This window comes from Clostridium sp. 'White wine YQ' (assembly GCF_028728205.1).
Classification (GTDB): Bacteria; Bacillota; Clostridia; order Clostridiales; family Clostridiaceae; genus Clostridium_T.
On sequence record NZ_JAQYUU010000011.1, the window covers coordinates 42532 to 65782 of the forward strand.

At 31.7% G+C, this 23251-nt stretch carries 23 protein-coding genes, 9 tRNA genes and 1 riboswitch; of the genes, 22 read left to right on the forward strand and 10 right to left on the reverse strand.

Going from position 1 to position 23251, the window contains the following annotated elements:
• From PTZ02_RS18615 to PTZ02_RS18655, 9 genes are all read left to right on the forward strand, one after another.
• Positions 1 to 76, forward strand: a tRNA-Val gene (locus tag PTZ02_RS18615).
• Positions 77 to 87: 11 nt separating this feature from the next.
• Positions 88 to 164, forward strand: a tRNA-Asp gene (locus tag PTZ02_RS18620).
• 31 nt (positions 165 to 195) lie between these two features.
• Positions 196 to 270: transfer RNA gene (locus PTZ02_RS18625), tRNA-Glu, on the forward strand.
• Positions 271 to 291: 21 nt separating this feature from the next.
• A tRNA-Val gene (locus PTZ02_RS18630) sits at positions 292 to 367 on the forward strand.
• 12 nt (positions 368 to 379) lie between these two features.
• Positions 380 to 456 (forward strand) — tRNA-Asp (locus PTZ02_RS18635).
• Positions 457 to 484: 28 nt separating this feature from the next.
• Positions 485 to 559, forward strand: a tRNA-Thr gene (locus tag PTZ02_RS18640).
• Between the two features lie 9 nt (positions 560 to 568).
• Positions 569 to 643: transfer RNA gene (locus tag PTZ02_RS18645), tRNA-Glu, on the forward strand.
• Between the two features lie 22 nt (positions 644 to 665).
• Positions 666 to 741: transfer RNA gene (locus PTZ02_RS18650), tRNA-Val, on the forward strand.
• 14 nt (positions 742 to 755) lie between these two features.
• Positions 756 to 832: transfer RNA gene (locus tag PTZ02_RS18655), tRNA-Asp, on the forward strand.
• Positions 833 to 923: 91 nt separating this feature from the next.
• Here PTZ02_RS18655 and PTZ02_RS18660 read toward each other — a convergent pair.
• Entirely contained in the window at positions 924 to 1913 is a 990-nt protein-coding gene (locus PTZ02_RS18660; RefSeq protein WP_274229251.1) for an ATP-binding protein, read from the reverse strand.
• A complete protein-coding gene (locus tag PTZ02_RS18665) occupies positions 1906 to 2901 on the reverse strand; it encodes a DnaD domain protein (protein WP_274229252.1) in 996 nt (331 codons plus the stop codon). Before PTZ02_RS18665 ends, PTZ02_RS18660 begins: the two co-directional genes overlap by 8 nt.
• A gap of 316 nt (positions 2902 to 3217) precedes the next feature.
• Between PTZ02_RS18665 and PTZ02_RS18670 the strand changes: the two genes are divergently transcribed.
• Positions 3218 to 4468 carry a peptidoglycan DD-metalloendopeptidase family protein gene (locus PTZ02_RS18670; protein ID WP_274229253.1) on the forward strand — a complete coding sequence of 417 codons (1251 nt, stop codon included), beginning with the start codon at positions 3218 to 3220 and terminating at the stop codon, positions 4466 to 4468.
• 53 nt (positions 4469 to 4521) lie between these two features.
• Here PTZ02_RS18670 and PTZ02_RS18675 read toward each other — a convergent pair whose 3' ends face one another.
• The 5 genes from PTZ02_RS18675 to PTZ02_RS18695 form a co-directional block, all read right to left on the reverse strand.
• Positions 4522 to 5715: a S8 family serine peptidase gene (locus PTZ02_RS18675; protein WP_274229254.1), complete on the reverse strand. Its 1194-nt coding sequence runs from the start codon at positions 5713 to 5715 to the stop codon at positions 4522 to 4524.
• Positions 5716 to 5789: 74 nt separating this feature from the next.
• On the reverse strand, positions 5790 to 6605 hold the full coding sequence (locus PTZ02_RS18680) for an MBL fold metallo-hydrolase (protein WP_274229255.1): 816 nt from the start codon (positions 6603 to 6605) through the stop codon (positions 5790 to 5792).
• Positions 6606 to 6614: 9 nt separating this feature from the next.
• Positions 6615 to 7043 (reverse strand): DMT family transporter, encoded by a 429-nt coding sequence (locus tag PTZ02_RS18685; protein ID WP_274229256.1) that lies wholly within the window; start codon positions 7041 to 7043, stop codon positions 6615 to 6617.
• Positions 7044 to 7156: 113 nt separating this feature from the next.
• Positions 7157 to 7633, reverse strand: a complete 477-nt coding sequence (locus PTZ02_RS18690; RefSeq protein ID WP_274229257.1) for a dUTP diphosphatase — start codon at positions 7631 to 7633, stop codon at positions 7157 to 7159.
• Between the two features lie 136 nt (positions 7634 to 7769).
• The gene (locus PTZ02_RS18695) at positions 7770 to 8318 is read right to left on the reverse strand and encodes a 2'-5' RNA ligase family protein (RefSeq protein WP_274229258.1); all 549 of its coding nucleotides are present in this window, start codon (positions 8316 to 8318) and stop codon (positions 7770 to 7772) included.
• Between the two features lie 130 nt (positions 8319 to 8448).
• Between PTZ02_RS18695 and PTZ02_RS18700 the strand changes: the two genes are divergently transcribed.
• The 12 genes from PTZ02_RS18700 to rlmH all read left to right on the forward strand — a co-directional run bounded on the left by PTZ02_RS18700 (position 8449) and on the right by rlmH (position 19136).
• A complete protein-coding gene (locus PTZ02_RS18700; protein ID WP_274229259.1) occupies positions 8449 to 8610 on the forward strand; it encodes a DUF1540 domain-containing protein in 162 nt (53 codons plus the stop codon).
• Positions 8611 to 8957: 347 nt separating this feature from the next.
• Positions 8958 to 10220 carry a UDP-N-acetylglucosamine 1-carboxyvinyltransferase gene (locus tag PTZ02_RS18705; RefSeq protein WP_274229260.1) on the forward strand — a complete coding sequence of 421 codons (1263 nt, stop codon included), beginning with the start codon at positions 8958 to 8960 and terminating at the stop codon, positions 10218 to 10220.
• 17 nt (positions 10221 to 10237) lie between these two features.
• Entirely contained in the window at positions 10238 to 11029 is a 792-nt protein-coding gene (locus PTZ02_RS18710; protein WP_274229261.1) for an MBL fold metallo-hydrolase, read from the forward strand.
• Positions 11030 to 11045: 16 nt separating this feature from the next.
• Positions 11046 to 11204, forward strand: coding sequence for a CxxH/CxxC protein (locus PTZ02_RS18715; protein WP_274229262.1), 159 nt, complete (start codon positions 11046 to 11048; stop codon positions 11202 to 11204).
• Positions 11205 to 11318: 114 nt separating this feature from the next.
• Positions 11319 to 11822 carry an SEC-C metal-binding domain-containing protein gene (locus PTZ02_RS18720; RefSeq protein ID WP_274229263.1) on the forward strand — a complete coding sequence of 168 codons (504 nt, stop codon included), beginning with the start codon at positions 11319 to 11321 and terminating at the stop codon, positions 11820 to 11822.
• A 95-nt stretch (positions 11823 to 11917) separates the two neighbouring features.
• Positions 11918 to 12559, forward strand: coding sequence for a lactate utilization protein (locus tag PTZ02_RS18725; protein WP_274229264.1), 642 nt, complete (start codon positions 11918 to 11920; stop codon positions 12557 to 12559).
• A gap of 98 nt (positions 12560 to 12657) precedes the next feature.
• Positions 12658 to 12774: riboswitch (SAM riboswitch) on the forward strand.
• Between the two features lie 85 nt (positions 12775 to 12859).
• Complete coding sequence (locus tag PTZ02_RS18730) at positions 12860 to 14020, forward strand: trans-sulfuration enzyme family protein (protein ID WP_274229265.1); 1161 nt, start codon at positions 12860 to 12862, stop codon at positions 14018 to 14020.
• Between the two features lie 5 nt (positions 14021 to 14025).
• Complete coding sequence (locus PTZ02_RS18735) at positions 14026 to 15159, forward strand: trans-sulfuration enzyme family protein (RefSeq protein ID WP_274229266.1); 1134 nt, start codon at positions 14026 to 14028, stop codon at positions 15157 to 15159.
• 97 nt (positions 15160 to 15256) lie between these two features.
• Positions 15257 to 16690: an MFS transporter gene (locus PTZ02_RS18740; RefSeq protein WP_274229267.1), complete on the forward strand. Its 1434-nt coding sequence runs from the start codon at positions 15257 to 15259 to the stop codon at positions 16688 to 16690.
• 138 nt (positions 16691 to 16828) lie between these two features.
• On the forward strand, positions 16829 to 17863 hold the full coding sequence (locus PTZ02_RS18745; RefSeq protein ID WP_274229268.1) for an ROK family protein: 1035 nt from the start codon (positions 16829 to 16831) through the stop codon (positions 17861 to 17863).
• An 18-nt stretch (positions 17864 to 17881) separates the two neighbouring features.
• The gene (locus tag PTZ02_RS18750) at positions 17882 to 18505 is read left to right on the forward strand and encodes an HAD family hydrolase (RefSeq protein ID WP_274229269.1); all 624 of its coding nucleotides are present in this window, start codon (positions 17882 to 17884) and stop codon (positions 18503 to 18505) included.
• 151 nt (positions 18506 to 18656) lie between these two features.
• Positions 18657 to 19136 carry a 23S rRNA (pseudouridine(1915)-N(3))-methyltransferase RlmH gene (rlmH, locus tag PTZ02_RS18755; RefSeq protein WP_202765925.1) on the forward strand — a complete coding sequence of 160 codons (480 nt, stop codon included), beginning with the start codon at positions 18657 to 18659 and terminating at the stop codon, positions 19134 to 19136.
• Between the two features lie 199 nt (positions 19137 to 19335).
• Here rlmH and PTZ02_RS18760 read toward each other — a convergent pair whose 3' ends face one another.
• The 3 genes from PTZ02_RS18760 to PTZ02_RS18770 form a co-directional block, all read right to left on the reverse strand.
• Positions 19336 to 20193 (reverse strand): alpha/beta fold hydrolase, encoded by an 858-nt coding sequence (locus PTZ02_RS18760; protein WP_274229273.1) that lies wholly within the window; start codon positions 20191 to 20193, stop codon positions 19336 to 19338.
• Between the two features lie 20 nt (positions 20194 to 20213).
• Positions 20214 to 20825 carry a TetR/AcrR family transcriptional regulator gene (locus PTZ02_RS18765; protein ID WP_274229270.1) on the reverse strand — a complete coding sequence of 204 codons (612 nt, stop codon included), beginning with the start codon at positions 20823 to 20825 and terminating at the stop codon, positions 20214 to 20216.
• Positions 20826 to 21177: 352 nt separating this feature from the next.
• A partial coding sequence (locus PTZ02_RS18770) for an OmpL47-type beta-barrel domain-containing protein (protein ID WP_274229271.1) occupies positions 21178 to 23251 on the reverse strand: 2074 nt, incomplete at its 5' end.

Consider the following 23251-nt stretch of genomic DNA (forward strand, 5'->3'; position numbering starts at 1 on the left):
GGGCGCATAGCTCAGCTGGGAGAGCACCTGCCTTACAAGCAGGGGGTCACAGGTTCGATCCCTGTTGTGCCCACCATAAATTCATACGGCTCAGTAGCTCAGTTGGTTAGAGTGCCGGCCTGTCACGCCGGAGGTCGAGGGTTCGAGCCCCTTCTGAGTCGCCAATTAAAACTCAACCAAAAGTAAACTTAATATGGCTCCTTGGTCAAGCGGTTAAGACACCACCCTTTCACGGTGGTAACAGGGGTTCGATTCCCCTAGGAGTCACCATTTTATCCCATGTTTATTTATGGGCGCATAGCTCAGCTGGGAGAGCACCTGCCTTACAAGCAGGGGGTCACAGGTTCGATCCCTGTTGTGCCCACCATAAATTTAATACGGCTCAGTAGCTCAGTTGGTTAGAGTGCCGGCCTGTCACGCCGGAGGTCGAGGGTTCGAGCCCCTTCTGAGTCGCCATTTAATTTAATAAAACAAAAAATTATTTGCTGGCATGGCTCAACGGTAGAGCAGCTGACTTGTAATCAGCAGGTTGTAGGTTCGATTCCTATTGCCAGCTCCAATTTAATATGGCTCCTTGGTCAAGCGGTTAAGACACCACCCTTTCACGGTGGTAACAGGGGTTCGATTCCCCTAGGAGTCACCATTTTATCTCAGATTTATTATATGGGCGCATAGCTCAGCTGGGAGAGCACCTGCCTTACAAGCAGGGGGTCACAGGTTCGATCCCTGTTGTGCCCACCAATTAAACTTAATATGGCTCAGTAGCTCAGTTGGTTAGAGTGCCGGCCTGTCACGCCGGAGGTCGAGGGTTCGAGCCCCTTCTGAGTCGCCAAAGAAAAAGTCTTAGTATTACTAAGACTTTTTTGCTTTTTATAATATTTTAAAGTTTATATAAAAAAATAGAGCCTTAAATTAATAAGACTCTAACCTCTATTTGGTTTTAATAAGTTAAGCTTAACACGTATATCGTCTCCATAAAACTTGCATAGTCTAAAGTTTCCAATTAATCTTGAACTAATTCTTTCAGTATAACTCTTTGCTAAATCAATAAGAGAAAGATTAGTTGAAATAAGCATCTTCTTATTTTTTAATAATTTAGCATTTAAAAGATTAAATAATTCAGTTATGGTAAACTCAGTTATCTGTTCTGCCCCTAAATCATCTATAATAAGCAAATCACAGTTAATCAGAAGTTCTTCTAAGTCACGATTATTATCAAATTTTATTTCTCTGAAGTTCTTAATAAGCTCGTCAGAAGTTCTATAGAGAACTAAATAACCACTGTCTAACAAATCTTTAGCTATAGAATCAGATAAAAAAGTTTTTCCCGTACCAGGGCCACCAAAGAATAATAAATTTTCATTATGATTTTTAAAATTTGGAATGTACTCTTTTAAAACATATTGATAAATAGTTTCTATATTCTTTCTAGGAGAGTATTTCTCAGTATCTGATTTATGAGATGAATATAATGAGATATCCCAATTATCAAAATTATTCTTTTTTACAGCTTCAGATAATTGAGAATTTTTATAATACACTTGAACTAACTTTGCATTATAACATGAACAAGGATCTACTCCTACGTAACCAGTATCCTTACAAATATTACAGTGATAATGAATATTTAAGTAGTCTTGTGGATACCCTTTAGAAACTAATAATTCGTATTTTCTTGCCCTTAGATCCATAATTTTATTTTTAATTTCTAAAACTAAAGCTTCTGAATTATTACCGGCTTTCAATATACTTCTTGATAAGTACAAAGATTGTTTTCCTATTTCCTGATCTAATTCAATTATTTCAGGATAAAGTCTTTCTATTTCTTGTTTTCTAGTTTTTAACGCTTTTGCTTCATTTTCTCTAATTTGTTCATAAAGACTTAAAACTTCAGCTTTATAACCTTTAATCATCATTATCCCATCCTAATAATTTTTTTTCTAAAGAATCATAATCATAATTTCTTCCCTCGAAGTTATCGAATCTAAGCTTAGATTTTTCTTTTTCTTTAGGTTGATATGTGTTTTTTGTATTTTTAGCTCTATAAGCAGCTTCTTTTTCTGCAATAGAATCAAGGGTCTTTAAGTTGTCTGCATGCCATTTAGATAATATTCCATCAATATATTTAAAATCTGCACGATTTAATCTCTCAAAGCATATGTTACATGCTTTATATATTATGTCTAGTGAGAAATTGTATTTAGAAATCCATTTATCTAAAAGTTCCTCTTGAGGTTTCATAATTTCAGAGTTCTTAATTCCTAGATAAGAAAGTATATTTTTTATTTTTACCCACTTATCTTCAGATTTTTTAATATAGTTTTGAGCATCCTCTATAGTCTTTATATTATTATCATTCCATGCTAAGGCAACTTTTTCTATGTAGCGGGCATCTCTTTTCCCTTTTGAAACGCAATATTCAATTAATAACAATATTAACTCAGAAGTAAAACCAAAATCTTTTTGCCAACTTAAATAAGAAGTCATTTCTTTAGGGGATAGGGGTCTTGCAATAAGTCTTTCGATATCTTTTAACATATCCTTAGTAGAATCAGTATTTAGTGCATCTAGAAGACTTATACTATTAGAAGCTTCTTCATTTTCTTCTGCAAAACTAGTAAATTCTAAATTGAAGTTATTCATTTTATCTATTGGTATAAGCTTTAGTAGACCTTCTTCCTGCCAATAATATAAGGCATTCATCACATCAGATTCTAAAAGGTTAAGCTTTGTAGCAATAATTGAGGAACTAACACCTAATTCTCCAGACAAAATATATTTAAGCATTAAAATATATACCTTAACAAACTCGCCGCGTGCTTTAGGCATATATTTTTCAATAAATATATTATTTACAGGAGTGAAAGAAACAGGTGAGTTTTTTAACATAAATGTACTCATAGGCTATCTACCTTTCACTAAAATTTATATACTTACACAATTAGTATATAAAATATAATTATTTCTAAGTGTAAGGATATTATAACAAACAGAGATGCTTAATACAATTTTCAATTTATTATATATATAATGCATTAAGGAATTTACATGTCACTGTCCAACTCTTAGTTGAAACGTCTAAGAGTTGGACCATGAGATGTAATATGACTCTTGCATTATATAAAGTTAACAATAGAATAATTGGTGGTATAGTATTTTAAATTTTGGGAACAGTAATATTTGTGTTTAAAAAATAAAGTTTTAAAGAGGATTAACAATGAAGTGTAGCCTGAGAAAGTTATCAAGAAAAATTAATATAGAGATATTTTGTAATAAAGTAACTAAAGATAAAAAGATAATAGTTCTAGCAGCACTATTTTTGCTGCTTGTTACATATTCAAATAGAATATATGATGAAAGAAGATATTATGAAGTTTATATAAATGATAGATTTATTACTTATACAAATAATAAAAAAGAAATAAAAAAAGAATATAAAGAAGTGTTAAGTTATTTAAAGAATAAATATGAAGAAGCGGATATAGATAAGACTAGTGTGGTTTTTAAAAGTAGTTGGAATAAAGATGTTGAATTTTCTAATAATATTGAGGTTAAGGAAAATATACTCAAAAGTTTGCAGGGAAGCGTAAAAGCTAAAAAGTTAATTTTAGGGGATAGGACTTTAGGATATGTTTCATCTGATAAGGAAAAAAAACAAGTATTTGAGGAACTTGCTAGTGCATATATAAAAGAGAATGGGATATGTAGAGATGAAGTAAAGAAAGTTGATGTTTCAGGAAATATAAAATTAGAAGATGAAACAATAAATATATCAAAAATTGAGCCAATAGAAATTATTGCAAGTAATATATACAATGAAAATAAAAAATCAAGTAATCCATTAATAAAAATAGATATAGTTGTAAAAAATATTGTAAATGAAGAAATACCACCATCAACTAAAATTGTTTCAACAAAAGATTTATATTGGGGGGAAAGCAACACAGTTCAAGGTAAAGCAGGGACAAAAGAAGTTTTAAGGGATTTAACCTATGAAAATGGGGTAGTTATTAGTGAGCAGAGAATTTCTGAAAAAGTAATAACAAAGGCAACAGATAGTATTATATACAAAGGAGCAAAAGACCCTATTTCTAGTGGAGTAGCATTTTTAGATCCCCCATCAAGAGGAGGCATAACTTCAAGTTATGGAGCTAGGTGGGGTTCTAAACATCATGGAATAGACATTGCTGGAAATACAGGAGATCCTATTGAAGCTGCATTTGATGGAACTGTAGCTGATACTGGATACAATAGTATATACGGAAAGATGATAGTGATAGACCATGGAAAAGGTGTAGAAACTGTTTATGGACACTGTAGTAAAATTCTTGTGAGTGCTGGAGAAAAGATTAAAAAAGGAGATCTTATCGGAAGAATAGGAACAACAGGAAGAAGCACTGGACCGCATTTACATTTTGAGTTAAGAGTAAATGGGGAGGCTATAAACCCAATTAAATACGTTAAGTAAAAAAAGAGAGCTTTATTGTAAAAATAAAGCTCTCTTTTTCTCAAGTAAGTTTATTAAAATAGTTTTGATAAATTTACGTAACCTTCACCATATAAATTTTTATCATAATCAATAGACTCACAGGATAATTTTAATATTGAAACTAAATCCTTAAAGCCTAGGCTTGGATTGTTTTCAAAAATAATTGCACATAATCCAGTTATATAGGCGCAAGAGCACGAAGTACCACTAAAGGTTTCATAAGATTTATTTAATTTAGGAGCATATATCTTAACACCATTTCTTTCTGGAATATAGTACTTATGAGTATTTAAAGAAACTATATTTTTAGCGGCAGCAGATAAATCTGGTTTTTGAATATTACCCGAGAAACCACAGGAGGAATATTCATATGGCTTAGGCTCATTAGTTGTATCTAAACCTCCAACAGTTATACAATTTTTTAACATAGCTATTCCTGTAATTGATAATGAATCATTTTTCATACTACCAGAAGGAACTATAGGAATAATATTGTTATTAATTAGCAACTTAAAAGCATCAGAGAAAAGATCAAGAATATATGGACTATTTCCTAAGTATTCGAACGGTAAACAAAGTAGTTTAATTTTTGTTTTTTCATTCGTAGTTATAATAGTATTTATAGATAAAAATATGTTTGAGATATAGCCTTTACCAGTTAAATCAAAAGCCTTATAGGCATAAATAGAAGATTCAGGGGCAATTCCTCTAAAAGAACTTCTAGAACAATGACCACTTCCAGAAATTATTCCGGCTACCATTGTCCCATGACCATTATCATCATAAGGATAACTATATTTATTAATAAAATCATAAAAACCAGAAATTCTATTTGAAGGAACAACTAAATCTTCATGAGGGTATACACCAGAATCTATTATTCCAATGGAGATTCCCCTACCTGTTAACATATACTTAGTACTTGAAGATACTCTGTTAGCACTTATAGTTGAAAGTCCACCACATAAGTGGCAGAATTCATCAAGAAAAATAACTTCAATTTGTGGAAACTCAGATAACCTTTCTAAGGCCCTCTTATTTACTTCCGCAAAAATTAAGTTTAATTCAGGGAAGGATCCAATATGTGTACCATTAAAGGATACGACTTTCCGTTCAATATCCTTAAGGAAACTTTTGCACTTTATGATTATTCTGAATTTTTTATATAAATTAAGTGAAATTATTTTCTTGAGAGAAAAATCTAATTTGGTTTTTGAGGAAAGCATAGTTAACTCCTAAAAATTAATTCTCTATATTATATATATATGATATTAATTTAGACACTATAATAAATAAGGAGCTAGAATTTAACTACTTGACCTATTTTAGCAATAGCTACTTTTTCATCTTCAATAGAAGTTAATGAAGTAAAAGTTTCATTAAAGTCTTCAAGGGATAAAATAAAGGTCTTATAATGAATTGGAAGCATAATTGGACAATCCATCATTTCAAACATCTTGTAACTTTCTAAGGGTGAACAATGCATCGCTAAGAACTTATCTGGTTTATAACATCCTACGGGCATTAGAGCTATATCACAACTGATACCTTTAAAGTTTTCTGTATATGCAGTATCACCTGCAAAAAAAACACTTTTATATTTTCCTTTAATTAAAAATGAATGACTTTCAGTTGGCTTTCCTAAATAATATCTTCTTCCGTCATGTTTTGCTTCTATGGACTTAACTTTTATTATGTCATCATCATATACCTTACCATGATTTAATATAAAAACATTTTTAAAGCCCAAAAGGTTTAGGAATCTCTTATATCCCTTTGGAGCTATAACCTTAGCATCTTTGTTAATTTGCATGAGTGATGAGAAATGTATATGGTCAGAATGACCATGGGATAAAAGAATATAATCAAACTTTAGAGTCCTTAAGTTCATTGGAATTTTAACTTGCCTTTTAAAATATCCTAAATTATTAGTAATAACAGGATCTGTAAGTATTAGTTTCCCCTCAAGATTTATTATTGTTGTAGCATGACCATACCAGTAAACAGAATTGTTCTCAATTGGGTCATTAAACTCTACACCTGCGGGTTTACCGTAAGTTTTTATGTTATTTATTGTTAGTGTAGTTAAGAACTTAATATTTGATAATACTCTCATTTTGTACTTTTAGAACCTCCATTTAAAAACTATTATTCCAACAATCATTAGAACAACACCAATGATCTCATTTAAACCAAAGGTTATTTTTGTTGTATCAAAAATTCCAAAGGCGTCTATAAGACCAGCAGCTGTAAGTTGAGCTACTAGAATAATTCCTATGGCATAAGTAGCTCCAAGATCTTTTATACCATACATTACAGTGAAAATAATAATTACACCTAAAATTCCTCCAAGTAAATATAATTTTTTAGCACTTAATAATTGTTTAAAATCACCTTTACCGAAAAACCAAGTAATTATAAGTGTAACAATAAAGGCAGAACCTTGAACAAAAACATTTGTTTCCCAAATACCAACCTTTTCACTTAACCTTGTATTAAATACTCCTTGTAATGACATTGCAAGACCAGCAATTATAGAAAAAATTATTCCCATATGATTTATCACCTCAAGAGTATTATTCCACAAAAAATCTCTAAATATAAAAGGCTAAGGAAAACTTTTAATATTCCTTAGCCTTCAGTTGTTTATTAAATTATATGTATATTCTATCTTGATAGGCTGTAAATATCTGAAAAAAACATATCTTCTATAATCTTTTCTGAGTAGCCTAAACTTATGCCAATACTTACAAAATCCTCAAGGAGTGTCTTATAGTGATCTTGTGAGGGAGAAATTATTAAGTCGTTAAGATCTATAAGAATATTTAAAAACTGATCACTTAAACAATAATCATTAGGTCTAATTTCTATATCTTCTAAATCGGTATATTTTTTATCTAAACCGATGTTTAATATACAACTTAAACATTTAATGTATTTAACCATAACATTTTCTCTTGATATAAGTTCTTCTTGGGAATCCTTCCAAAACTTAAAGCACTTAGTTTCATTTGCTAATTCGCTGATTTTTGTATGAAGAGCTAAGAATCTTCTAGCTGTTAATTGATAATCACTAAGCTTTTCATTTATTATTAACTTATTATTTGCTTCTTCTTGTGCATTAAAAAACTTTTGTAAATTCATAATATTTACTCCCCCGTTTCAACTTAGCAAAACCTGCTTTCTATATTGTACATAATCTTTTCAATATTGAAAAGAAGGGGAAAACGAATACACGGAATTTTCAGAAAAATTTTTTTCGAATTTATAAAAACTTATATTAGTAACTTTTCAATTTATAAGATTTTATAACCATTTCTTTCTTATTATTTACTGGCTTCCATAATTCAATTCTATCAATTTTAGCCATATCGTAGAACCCTTGAGTCTTTGCAGTACTACAAGCTAATTCATACTCATTCTTTTTCCATTCTCTTTGAGCGAAGTTTGTATTTGCTAAGGATACGTGAAGATCCCAATATTCAATATTATCTCTAACATTAAAACCATGGAGTTTTAGTGTATCATTTATGTTTCTAGATAATCTACTTATATATCCTTTTTTCTCCACCTTAAGATTAACAGATTTATGAGGTTCATTAAAACAAATTATATCCTTAAGTTCTACCTTAAATCTCTTATATGGATTTATAATTTTCGTTAAAACTGCATCTAACTTTTCAATATTTGGGTCTTCGATAATTTCCAAAGTTATATGAAGCGTAGGAAGATTTCTGTATAACCTATGTTTCTTAGAAATACTCTTTTGAATAGGTTCAATTTGTTTATATGACTCATCATCAAATAATGCTACTAGATAATACCTCATTTTATACCCTCACTCATTGTAAATAATTTCATCATTTCTATAGATTATATCACACTTTTACAAAGTAAAACTAGTATAAAAAATTTTCTTAAGAACAATACTAGTTTTGAGTGAAAGGAGGGAATAACTAATGGATCATAATGAAAGCATTGGATGTACAGTAGAGGAATGCAAATATCATTGTAAAGACGATGATTATTGCACTTTAGATCAAATACAAGTAGTAAAACATGAAATGAAAGCCACTACAACAGAATGCACTGATTGTGGAAGCTTTGAATCTAATTATTAATAATTAAAATCGAACCTAATGGTTCGATTTTTTTACTGTTTAGAATAGTTATGAAAAGTCATTAAGACAATTAATTTATTTTTATTAATATTAATTAAATATCCTCCGTAAAAATAAAATATTGCTAAAATGTTCTTAAACCCAACAAATTACTAAAAAAAACCACTAAAAAATTATTTAAATATTCTCTGTTTATGTTATAATGAAAACTAATGGATATATTTAAATAAGCACTAAATAATTAATAATTACTTAAATATATGAAATTGATGGAAAAAATGGATAATTATTTTGAATTTGGGAACTTTATAATTATATTATAAATAATTTAGTAAGGGTGAATATATATGGAAAGATTAGTTATAGAGGGAGGCAGGTCCTTAAAAGGAGAAGTTGATATAAATGGTGCCAAAAATGCTGCGGTTGCCATTCTACCAGCTGCCATTTTAGCTAGTGAAAATAAATGTTTAATCGATAATATACCTGACATAGAGGATGTACATTGTTTAGAAAGAATACTTAAGGGATTAGGTTGTTCTGTAAATAAAATTGATAGAAATACATTAGAAATAGACGCAACAACAATTGCAAGCGTAGATGCATGCACAGAAGATGTGAGGAGAATGAGAGCTTCTTACTATTTTATTGGTGCACTTTTAGCTAGGTTTAAGGAAGCAAAAGTTGACCTTCCAGGGGGATGCCCTATAGGAGTAAGACCAATTGACCAACATATAAAAGGATTTGAGGCATTAGGTGCAGACGTAACTATAGAGCATGGAGCAGTTAGAGTAAAGGCAGAAAAGTTAAAAGGAGCCAACGTATTTTTTGATGTTGTAAGCGTTGGAGCAACTATTAATGTTATGATAGCAGCAACATTAGCAGAGGGAACTACTGTGCTTGAAAATGTTGCAAAGGAACCACATGTTGTTGATGTGGCGAATTTTCTGAACTCCATGGGAGCAGATGTTAAGGGCGCGGGAACAGATGTTATAAGAATTAAGGGGGTAGACTCACTTAAGGGATGTAACTATAGTGTTATACCGGACCAAATTGAAGCTGGTACATTTATGATTGCAGCTGTTGCAACAGGAGGAGATGTATTAGTTAAGAATGTTATTCCTAAGCACTTAGAGTCTATTTCAGCAAAACTTATTGAAATGGGCGCTAAGGTAGAAGAGGGTGACGATTCAGTAAGAGTTTATGTAGAGGGAGCATTAAAAGGTGTAAATATAAAAACAGCACCATACCCAGGATTCCCAACTGATGTTCAGCAACCAATGTCAACTTTATTAAGTTCTGTAGCCGGAAGAAGTATTATTACAGAATCTATATGGGAAAGTAGACATAAACATATAGATGAGCTTAAGAAAATGGGAGCAAACATAAAGGTTGAAGGAAGAACTGCAATTATAGATGGAGTTAAGAAATTAACTGGAGCTATAACTAAAGCGACAGACCTTAGAGCAGGAGCAGCTATGGTTATTGCAGGACTTATAGCAGAAGGAAAAACAGAAATATTAAGTATAGAACATATAGATAGAGGGTATCCTCATATTGAAGAAAAGTTTAAAGCACTAGGAGCCCAAATAACAAGAATAGAAACTGAATAAAATTGGGGGAACAAGAGATGATTTTTTGTTCACTATATAGTGGGAGCAGCGGAAACTCAATTTTCGTTGGTTCAGAGAACGCAAAAATCTTGGTAGATGCAGGTCTTCCAGGAAAAAAGATAGATGAAGCTCTTGAATCCATAGGGCAAAATCCAAAAGAATTAGATGGGATATTTATAACTCATGAGCATACAGATCATATTAAAGGGGTTGGAGTAATATCTAGAAAATATGATATTCCAATCTACGCAAATGATTCTACTTGGTGTGCAATGGAATCAGGTTTAGGAAAAATAAAAGAACATAATATAAGAGTGATGGACAAGCGAACTACTGTAGAAATAAAAGATATTAGTGTTAAATCATTTAATATTCCACATGATGCAGCAGGACCAGTTGGATATACCTTCTTTTCTAAAGGAAAGCAAGCTAGTGTGGCAACTGACTTTGGAACATTTACAGAGGAAATAAGGGATAATATAAGAGACTCTGAGGTAATACTACTAGAGAGCAATCATGATATTGAGATGTTAAAGTATGGACCATATCCTTATGTTCTAAAAAGAAGAATTTTAAGTGAAATAGGCCATTTATCAAATGAAGATTGTGGCAAAGCTATAGTAGATTTATTTTCTAATGGAAAGCTTAAGAATTTATTTTTAGGTCACTTAAGTAATACAAATAATCACCCTGATTTAGCATATCAAACAGTAATTAATGTACTTAATGAGAACAATATTAAGGTAAATGTAGATCTTGGAGTAGCAATTGCTGAAAGGCATAGACCAAGTAATTATATAGAATTCTAAAAGGAGAGAAAACTATATGGATAACAAAATATTAGCATGTGAGGAACATATAGACGAAGCTTTAGATGAATTCATTGTAGAGAAAGAAACATTTCCAATCTTGGAGAAGGTTCAAGAAGGAGTATGTAGTTTTTGTGAAAAAGATGCAAGCTATTCCTTGGAAAAACAGGGATAACTTGCTATTACATATAAGCTTTAGTATAATTTTTCATAGGGTTTTGGTCGTAATAGTTGATTAAGTTCATAAAAGCCTTATAATAAACATAATTAAAGAAGAGGAGAAGATAAAATGAGTCTTTACAAACAATGGACCGACATGGTTGTAGAATATGTTAAAACAAGAGGAGAAGAAGCTTTTTGGGAAGAATATAGTGACATAGAAACTAGAATTTACAAAAAGTTACTAGCTAACCACAATGAAGTAGTCAAAATAAGCATAGAAGCTTTGGCTAAAGAATTTAATGCATCTAATGAGTTTGTAATGGGATTTGTGGATGGTGTTAATGATAGTTTAAAGACTCCATTTGATTTAGAAAAAGTTACTGCAGAGGAAGAATTAACTTTTGATATAGATTTTGAGAACTTATACTTTAATATGTTAGATGCTAAGGCTGAGTATTTGTATGAGTTACCACAATGGGATGGAATTTTCTCTGTTGAAAAGAGAGAAGAAATAGCTAGAAAATACAAAGATTCTAAAACAGTAAGAAACGAAAACAAAATTGGAAGAAATGATCCTTGTCCATGCGGAAGCGGAAAGAAATACAAGAAGTGCTGTGGAGCAGGAAAATAACATAAAGATAATTATAAATTAGGAATCCTTTAAAGGGATTCCTAATTTTTTTTAATTTATTATGGTGATATAATATTATTTAGGAGGGGATAGTTATGGATAGTAGTATAGCTTATGTTAAAGAGAAAAAAATTGAGAGAGTAATAGATGCACTAAATAAAAATAATATGAACGGATACCTTGTAAATTCGAAGGATGAGTTAATTGATAAAATCAAGGAACTTGTTAAAGAAGGTTCTAAAGTAGCTTGTGGTGGTTCAATGACACTTTTTGAAACAGGGGTAATAGAACACTTAAGAAGTAATAGATATGATTTTTTAGATAGATATGAAGAAGGTTTAACAGGAGAAGAAATAAAAAATATATTTAGACAATCATTTTTTAGTGATGCATATTTTGCTAGCTCTAATGCAATAACTGAAAGTGGTGAAATATATAACGTTGATGGGAATGGTAATAGAGTAGCAGCTATATTATATGGACCAGATAAGGTAATAATAGTAGCTGGAATTAATAAAATAGTTAAGGACTTAGATGAAGCAATAAAGAGAAATAGGGCAGTTTCAGCTCCGGCAAATGCAAAGAGACTTAACAAAGCAACTCCTTGTACTAGGGTTGGTTATTGCATGGATTGTAAATCACCAGATAGGATATGTAGAGAATATACAGTGATAAAAAGCCAAGGGGATAAGGATAGAATCCATGTGATTTTCTTAAATGAGGAACTTGGATATTAGAAATAAATTTAAAATATATATCTTAAGTTTCATAAAAAGGTTTGACAAAAAAACCAAAAGGTGTATATAATACTTATAAATTAAATAATAATTTTATAATCTTATCACGAGAGGTGGAGGGACTGGCCCTATGAAGCCCAGCAACCAGCGTAGGTTCCATTTAACTTATGTATTGGTGCTAATTCCTGCAGTTTTAATTAACTGGTAGATGAGAATAGATTTCTGTTGCTGTTTATCACAATGTCAGGGTTTATTCTCTGGCATTTTTTATTTTCCAAAAATATTAAGGGGGCATTATATATGTGTGGAGAGTGTGAAAAAAACGTATTAAGATTTGAAACGACAGCAGTACATGGAGATAAAGGATTTGATCCACTAACAGGGTCAATAAGTTTTCCAATTTATCAAACGGCTACCTTCAAACATGGTGGTTTAAATGAAAGTACTGGATATGATTACTCTAGACTTCAAAATCCTACGAGAGAAGAAGTAGAGAGTACGGTTGCTAAGTTAGAGGGAGCTAAATGGGGCATAGGTTTTTCTACAGGGGTAGCAGCCATAACAGCTATAATTAATTTGTTTAAGGCAGGAGATCATATTATTGTTTCAGATGATTTATATGGAGGTACCTTTAGATTATTTAGAGATATTTATGAACCTTTTGGAATTCAACATACATTTGTTGATACTACAGATCTAAATGATGTAATAAATAATATTAAAGAAAATACTAAAGCAATTTTTGTTGAAACTCCATCAAATCCTATGATGAAGGTTGCTGATATAAAAGCTATAGTTGAAATTGCAAAAGAAAAGGGAATTAAGGTAATCGTAGATAATACGTTTTTAACACCATATTTCCAAAAACCATTAAGCTTAGGTGCTGATATTGTAGTTCATAGTGGAACTAAATTTTTAGGAGGACACAATGATACATTAGCAGGATTCATAGCAACAAATGATGAGGAAATAGATGAAAAATTAAGATTTTATCATAAATCTACTGGGGCAACATTATCACCATTTGATTCATGGCTTTTATTAAGAGGTATTAAGACTCTTCATATAAGAATGGAGAAAAGCCAAGAAAATGCAATAAAAATCGCTGAATTCTTAAAGAAGCATCCAAAGGTAGAAGAGGTATTTTATGTGGGACTCCCAGAATCTAAGGGATATGAAATATCTAAAAAACAATCTACTGGCTTTGGAGCAATGATTTCATTTAAAGTTAAAGATGTGGAGGATGTAGCAAAGGTATTAAAGAAAGTAAAGGTTATAACTTTTGCTGAAAGCTTAGGGGGAGTAGAAAGCTTGATTACATATCCTCAAACTCAAACACATGCAGAGGTTCCAGATGAAATAAAAGAAAAGCTTGGGGTAACAAAAACGCTTCTTAGACTTTCTGTTGGAATTGAGAATGTTAATGATTTAATTGAAGATTTAGAATATGCATTGGGGTGATATAAATGAGATTTGGAACAAAATTAATTCATAATGGCAACGAAATAGATGAAGAAACTGGGGCATTAAGTATACCAATATATCAAGCATCAACTTATCATCAAAGAGATATCGATAACTTTGGGAAGTATGATTATTCAAGAAGTGGAAATCCTACAAGAGAAGCATTAGAAAACACTATAGCACAGCTTGAAAATGGATATAAGGGATTTGCTTTTTCATCTGGAATGGCAGCCACTTCATCAGTTTTATCAATATTTTCTGCAGGAGATCACATAGTAATTTGTGAAGATGTTTATGGGGGAACTTATAGAATAACTACTAAAGTTTTAAGCAGATTCAATATAGAATTTACTTTTGTAGATGCTTCTGATGTAGAGAATATAAGAAAAGCTATTAAAGAAAATACAAAAGCAATATTTTTAGAGACACCTTCAAATCCATTATTAAAGATAACTGACTTAAAAGGTGCTATCTCAATAGCAAAAGAAAAGGACATACTTGTTATAGTAGATAATACTTTTATGTCACCATATCTTCAAAAACCTTTAGACTTAGGAGCAGATATTGTGGTACATAGTGCAACTAAATTTATAGGTGGGCATAGTGATGTAGTTGGTGGTTTAGCAGTAGCAAAAAATAAGGACTTAGCAGATAGAATATATGCAATTCAAAATTCTTTCGGGGCGATATTAGGACCACAGGATTGCTGGTTATTACTTAGGGGAATTAAAACCCTTAAAGTAAGACTAGATGCACATCAAGAAACAGCCGGAAAACTCTCTAAGTGGTTAAGTGAAAAAGAACAAGTTGAAGAGGTTTATTATCCAGGAATAGAAGGACATCCAGGAAAAGAAATTCACTTCTCTCAAGCGTCAGGAGCTGGAGCAGTACTTTCTTTTAAGTTTAAGACTTTGGAACAAACAAAATATTTCTTAAATAATATAGAAAATGCAGCTTTTGCAGTATCCTTAGGAGGAGTGGAAACTATAGTTTCATATCCAGCTAAAATGTCTCATGCAGCTATTCCAAGAGAAGAAAGAGAAGCACTTGGAGTGAGTGATACATTAATCAGGGTATCTGTTGGACTTGAAGAATTTGAAGATTTAGTTGAAAGTTTTAGTAAAGCTATAATATAATCTAAGTTATGATAAAATACTAAAAACAGAGATTCAATAAAAGTTGAATCTCTGTTTTTAGGCTTATTGTACATCAAACGTATGAAGGAGAATATATATGGAGCAAACAAATAATGCAGTATATAAGAGAAGATGGACGATATTGTTTACTACAGTGCTACTAACATTTATGTCAACCTTAGATAGTAGTATTGTAAATGTAGCCCTACCAGTTATGGCTAAAAAATTATCTGTTAGCATGGCATCAATTGGATGGGTGGTATCAAGTTATTTAATAATTATTGTAGGAACTATTTTAATATTTGGAAGACTTGGAGACATTAAAGGTAAAACTAAGATGTTTAAAATAGGAATAGTGATCTTTACCATTGGATCATTATTATGTGGTTTATCTAATTCCTTAGTAATGCTTGTAATAGCAAGAGTTATTCAAGCAATTGGAGCTGCAGGAACTATGGCAACAAATCAGGGAATAATTACGCATGTATTCCCTGCGAATGAAAGAGGAAGAGCGCTTGGACTTAATGGAACATTTGTTGCATTAGGCTCTATGGTTGGTCCTCCTTTAGGTGGATTTATAGTATCTGCATTTAGTTGGGAATATATATTTTTAATAAATGTTCCTATAGGAATAATAGCATTCATTATGGCGATGAATACATTACCTAAGTCCTCTGAGGTAGTAGATGAACCGTTAGATGTTAAAGGAGCATTATTATTTGCGATTTCAATAATCTTATTATTTGGAGCATTAGTTCAAGGGCAAGAAATTGGATATGATAATAAATTCATAATAGGTGGATTTATTATAGCAATAGTTGCTTTCATTGTTTTTATTTATGTAGAAAGAAGAATATCTGTACCACTTTTACATATGGAACTCTTTAGTAATAAGTTGTTTTCACTAAGCGTGTTCTGTGCATTTATTTCTTTTGTAGCCATAGGCTCCTCAAATATAATACTTCCATTTTATTTGCAGGATGTTATGAAGCTTTCACCATCATTTACTGGAATACTTATGATGGTGTCGCCTATAATATTAGCTGTGGTAGCGCCTATGAGTGGATATTTATCAGATAAAATAGGATCTGAAGTACTAACTTTTATAGGATTGATATTAACAAGTATAGGGTTATTATTAATTGGAACCTTAAATCAATATTCAGCTGTAGCTTTATTAATAATGTTTATAGCTATTATGACTTTGGGAAATGGTATGTTCCAATCACCTAATAATTCATTGGTTATGTCTACAGTGCCTAAGCATAAACTAGGCATTGCAGGAAGTATAAATGCCCTAGTGAGAAATTTAGGTATGGTATTTGGAGTATCCTTATCAACAACACTTTTATATAACAGAATGAGTGCGAAGATAGGGCATCATGTTACTAGCTACGTAAATGGCAGAGATGATGTATTTATATATGGAATGAGATGGGTTTATTATTCAGCAGCAGCTATATGTGTTTTAGGTGCAATTCTTACAGCATATAGACTTTATGGTGCAAAGAAGAAACGAGCAAGTGAATAGAAATTTAGAGTTGGATTTTACATAATCCAACTCTTTTTCTTTATAGGGTTGTTTTTCTAAATTAAAAGGAATATACTTATATTAGATACTTTTAAAAGTATCCGACAAAAGTTTAATTTATATTTAGGATGTGTGAGTGTGAATAAGTTATCAGGAAATCCAAAGATAATGAAAGAAGTTAATAGTGGGTTAATAAAACAAGTTTTAAAGGAAAAAACCACAGCAACACGAGCAGAAATTGTTAAATATACAGGAATAAGCACAACAACAGTTAGAACATTAATTGAAGAATTAATTATAGATAAAGAAATAGTTAGTGTAGGCTATGATGATTCAAGCGGTGGAAGAAGAGCAGAAAGATATGCTTTAAATTTAAGAAATAGGTTTTCTCTATCTTTTTATATGGATGATAGAAATATTAATTATGCAACGTATAATCAATTAGGGGATATTGTAGAGAAAAGATCCATTAAAGCTGAAGGTAAATCTATATACGAGTTTATAGAAGATATGTTTAAAGTATATAAAATTAAGGCGATAGGAATAGGGGTATCTGGAGTAGTTGATAAGGGAAACTTTTTTTCTGGGAGAAATCTTAACAATTGGAGTAAATCAAATATTGGGGAATATCTTTCGCAAAAATATAACATTCCAGTTATACTTGAAAATGACTTAAATGCGATAGCTTTGGGTTTTAGTATGAATTATATAAAAGAAATGAATGAAGTAGATATTAATACCTTAAACCTTGTGTATATAAATTTCACTAAATCAGGGGTAGGAGCTGGAATAATAGCAAATGGAAAGCTTGTAAGGGGAGAAAATAATTTTGCTGGAGAATTAGGCTTTATACCAATAGGAAAAGAAGGACATCTAAATAGAGTATTAAATGATGATCCTGATGATAAAAGCTATGCAAAAATTATTGCCAAAGTTATAACTACAGTAAACTGTATTATAAACCCTGCATTTATTGTAGTAGGTGGAGATTCGCTTAGGAGAAACCTTTTTGAAGATATAAAGGAAGAGTGTAAAAATTACGCTCCAAACAATATAATCCCAAAGATAATGTTATCAGAAGATAGTAGCGATGATTATTTGGATGGAATAGCTTATTTAACTAATGAAGCTATGAATAGTGGCATTAAGCTTATTAAAAATGAGACTAAATAATATTTATGGAGAAAATTTATGATTAAATGGATTGTTTTTGATGTTGATGGAACTTTAATAGAAACAGCCTTATCAAATCTTTTAGGACTGCAGGAAGTTATGAAAGATTTATATGGATTAGAATACTCAAAAGAAGAGCTAAGATACTTAATGGGAATACCAGGAGATGAAGCATTAAGTAAACTTGGAGTAAAAGAAGAATTAATCAAAGACACTTGGAAACAGTGGAGCGATAATGTAAAGAAGTATGCAAAATTTAATTATATATTTGATGGAATAGAAGATACGCTTAGTAAACTAAGAGAAAGATATTCCTTAGGAATAGTAACATCTAAAACTAAAGCACAATTAGTAGAAGACTTTGGGGAAGCAGGTATACTAGAATATTTTAAAGTATTTATATGTAAAGATGATACAGAAAAACACAAACCTAATCCAGATCCATTATTAAAGTTAATGGAAAGAGCAAAGATTCAAGGTGAAGAGGCAATATACCTTGGAGATGCTTTGGTAGATTATGAAGCAGCTAGTGCTGCAAGAATGTTGTTTGGTCACTGTAGATATGCAGAGAAAACAGAGGATATTAAATGCGAACTTGTATTTAATAAACCAGAGGAAATAACTAATTATTTTATAGGTTAGCTTATTGTAAGCTTATTAAGGCGTAATAGTATAGGGCTAGCGTAACTTAAGAGCTTTTAATAATAAGGGGTGCTATATCAAGCTTTTGGTATAGCGCTCTTTTTATTTTAAGATATAATTATTATAGAACTCTATATAAAAGGAGAAGAAAATGAATATAACAATTATTACAGTTGGAAAATTGAAAGAAAAATACTTAAGAGATGCAATAGATGAATATGCAAAAAGACTATCTAGGTATTGTAAGCTTGAGATAATAGAGCTTCAGGATGAGAAAACTCCTGATAATGCTTCAGAGAAGGAAGAAGAGGCTATTAAGGAGAAAGAAGGGCAAGCAATATTAAATAAAATTAAGGATAATATGTTTGTTATAGCTATGGACTTAGCTGGAAAGCAATTAAGCTCAGAAGAATTTTCAGATTACATAGAAAACCAAGGGGTAATGGGAAACTCGAATATTGCCTTTATAATAGGCGGAAGCTTAGGAATATCAAAAGCTGTCTTAAGTAGGGCAAATTATAAATTATGCTTCTCAAAGATGACTTTCCCTCATCAACTATTTAGAGTTATGCTGCTAGAACAGATTTATAGAGGGTTTAGGATAATGAAGGGTGAACCGTACCATAAGTAACGGAGGGTTTTATTCATAATTTTAAAAGGCCTTATACTTTTGGAAAAAAGGTCGGAAATATGAAGAAGTCTCCAATATTCCTGACCTTTTTTATGAAAGAATGTCCTTATTATTTGTGGCTACTACACTTCATATTAATAAGAAGGTAAAACTAGGAACTGTAGCACAAGCAAGTGTACATACAATAAAAAAATCATTGTTATAAAAAATAATTCTTCACATGTTTTGCAACTTCCACTGGAGCATTTCTATTCTCCGGAGCAAGGTGATCCAATTTAGCTAATACTTTGGATTTGGCCTTAGGTATAGTGTTTCTCAAAACTTGCATCATTTCATGTACGGATTTTGGACTCTTTTCCCCTGAGATTAATAATATTTCTGTATCAATATTTTCATAATTAGTGAAGGTTGAGGATAGGCTCATCACCTGTTTGTGCTCATTTAAATTCTCTGATAACAGTTTTTGAATTCTCTTCCAATGCTCTCCACGTATCATCATTCTAAGAATAAATTTAGCATACCATAATGGCATTTTTGTTAAAGGGGTGTGTCCTGCACCTCTCACAAAAAAGGCAAAGGCTCCCCTAAAATCTTTCTTATTCATAGCTTTTTCGTACTCAAATATCCATGTCCAATCTGATGGATTTGAATGTACAGTAACGCCTGGTTCATAGAGTGCAATTTTTGTAACTGGGATACCTTTTCGAACTGCCTCTAAGGTTACAAGACCGCCGTAACTATGACCGAATATATACTCTGCACCAGTTGCTCCTTGTACTGCTTTAACATCTTCACATTCTTTGTAGATAGAATAATCTTCTCCTTGCGGACCGCTCAACCCTCGTCCTCTTCGATCTAAAACATGCACGGTAAAAGAAGCTGAAAGTGCTTCTGCAAATTCCATAAATTCAGCTGATGAACTAAGAGCACCATGAATTACAATAAGTCCAGGACCTTCGCCAAAACTTCTATAACCAATTTTTGTTCCATCCTCAGAAACAACAGTTGAGCACGTAACTGAATTTAAATATTTTGACTCTAATTTTGAATTCTCCATCGTCAATCTTCCTTCCTTTGTTATATGTCTTCACATTTAATTATGACTTCATCCAATAGATTTGAATTAACATCAGTGAATTTTTCTCCCATAATCATTTTGTTTAAGTATAGTCCCTGGATGGAGGACCAGTACAACAATGACATAGCCTTAGGATCATTCATCTTGAATTCACCAGACTTTTGTCCTTCTATAATTATCTTTTCTGTTATATCGAAAGGAATATAGGCATTATTGATATGCTCCGACATCTCTTCAGGTATATTTTCGCTCATCATAAATTTGATGATAAACATGAACCATTGTGCTTTATTATCAGTTTTGCAGATGTCCTCTATCATTGTTTTAGAAATTAATCTTATTTTATCCGATGGACTCATATCCTTATTCAAAAGGCTATACATATATTCATTTGATGAAACTATTGCATTTCCAACCAATTCGTAATATAAATCTTCTTTTGATTTGTAATAATGATACATTAACCCCTTGCTTATACCAGCTAGGGAAGCTATTTCATTAACACTTGTACCTAATAACCCTCTTTTGATGAAAAGTTTCAATCCTGCTTCCATAATTTTAGCTTTTGACTCATTTTGTATAGCTTCGAATTGTTCTTTTGTTCTAGGCATAAATTGGCCTCCTTATTTTTTGACTGAACGTATGGTCAATATTATATCAAAGTTATGAGGTTTGTCAATATGATTAAATAATTATAAAAAGAACTTATGAGATACATAGCATTAATTTAGCGTAAGTCTGACGATAGTTATTTATATTAGGTAAAGCAACTAGAAAAAATAAATGGAGAGAAGAACTAGAAGATTTGGTTGAAGTTAAGAACAAAGAGATTATGTTCTTCATAAATACTTATAATTAACTTCTCTGTAAGACTGAATATGCATATGAAAAAAGCATACATAAATTTGATTTATACAAATTCATGTATGCTTTTCGTATTAGGACAATATGGTTAATAAAAAGTTATATCTGAACATTAATTATAGTTTGTCCAATTATTAGATAACCATTAATGTAGCAGCGGAACTCAACTACCATCTGAGATGAAGTCCAATTAAAATCTGAACGTTCAAACTTGAACTGACCAAGCTTTGCCTGATTATAGTATCCATTGTTGCTTGTAAGAGCATTTACACCATTTAGTGTTGCTGTATTGAGGTCAAAGCCTTTAGTGCTATATCCTGATGGCATATCAACACGAACAGTAAATACCCCATTATTTCCTTTAATAACTTTAGACGTTACTTCAATATTAGCTTGAATATAAACAGTAAATTGCTTTTGTACTGTAGTGCTATTGCCAGCAGCATCAGTTACAGTAACAATAATAGTATAAACACCGGGTTTATCAAATTGAATGCTTGAACCATTAGTTATAACTTTTCCGGTAGTTTCATTTGGAGCAAAAACAAGTACTTTTTCGTTAACCACACCTGAAAGGTTATCATTTGCTATATAGTCTAATTGTAAAGTAGAACCAAGCTTATATTCATTTGATAGATTCATTGTTGTAGTTGGTGCAGTCTTATCAATCTTTACATAAGTAGTATTGATTGATTCGATATTTCCAGCAACATCGACTGAGTAGAAGGTTATTTTGTGGATTCCTTCGCTTTGTATTGTGAAAGAAGCACCTTCTATGTAGTCAGAGCCATCAATTGAGTAGAAGGTTTTAGCAACGCCACTTAATAAATCAGTTGCAGCTAAGTTTATAGTTACATCGTCTTTTGACCAGCCGGCAGGTGAATTTGAAGTAGTGACTGGTGCAGTCCTATCAACCTTTACATAAATAGTGTTAATAGATTCAGTATTTCCAGCATTATCGACTGAGTAGAAGGTTATTTTGTGGATTCCTTCACCTTGTACAGTGAAAGAAGTACCCTCTATATAGTCGGAACCATCAATTGAGTAGAAGGTTTTAGCAACACCACTTAAAGAATCGGTTGCAGCTAATTTTACAGTTACATCATTCTTTGACCAGCCAGCAGGTGAATTTGAAGTAGTGACTGGTGCAGACTCATCGATATTTACATAAACAGTATTGATAGATTCAGTATTTCCAGCGTTATCAACTGAATAGTATGTTATTTTGTGGACTCCTTCACCTTGTACAGTGAGAGAAGTACCTTCTATATAGTCAGAACCATCAATTGAATAGAAGGTTTTAGCAATACCAGTATCGCTATCAGTTGCAGATAAAGTAATAGTCAGTTGACTTTGATTTGTCCAGTTGGTTGGTGCATTAATACTTGTTACTGGTGGTGCAGTATCAACGATAAGTTTTGCTAGAGCAATGCCAGATGGATCTGATTCGCCAAATGAATTACTGTATGCTGTAACATAATATTGATGATTTGAATACAAAAGATTAGTAAGCGTATAAGATAAATTATTTATGTTTTCTGCTATTAAAACTGGAGCACCATTAATAATTTCATATACGTTATAACCATTAGCATAAGTTACAAAGGACCAAGTAAGTTGAACACTTGTTTTGTCTAGAACATTTACGTTTACCACTGGGGACTGCATGACCGGATAGATAATAGTTTCAGTTAGCATATCAGATAATGCTGATTCACCGAAACGAGTATTATATGCGGTAATTTGGTAAACATGAGTACCTTCTGACAGATTATAAATTTTATAAGTTAGGGCTGACCCTTTATAGATTAACTGTAATGTGCCGTTTGTTACTTCATAGATACGATATTCATTTGCCCAGCTAACTGCCTGCCAAGAAAAAGTAAGGTTATTAACGTTGAAGGCAGTTGCAGTCAACGTTGGCGATGACACTACTGGCCATGTTAATGTGAAGTTTATTGCACTGCCGATGAGAGATTCGCCAAAACGAGTACTATATGAATAAACTTCATAGCTGTAATCACCCTGAGGCATATTTGTAAATGTTACTGAAGTACCAGTTACAGTTTGTTTTAATACTCTTTGACCATTGATAATTTGATATACCTTATAAGATGTTGCATAGCTCGATGCAGTCCACTTTAAAGTAATATCATTTCCATTTGCAATACTA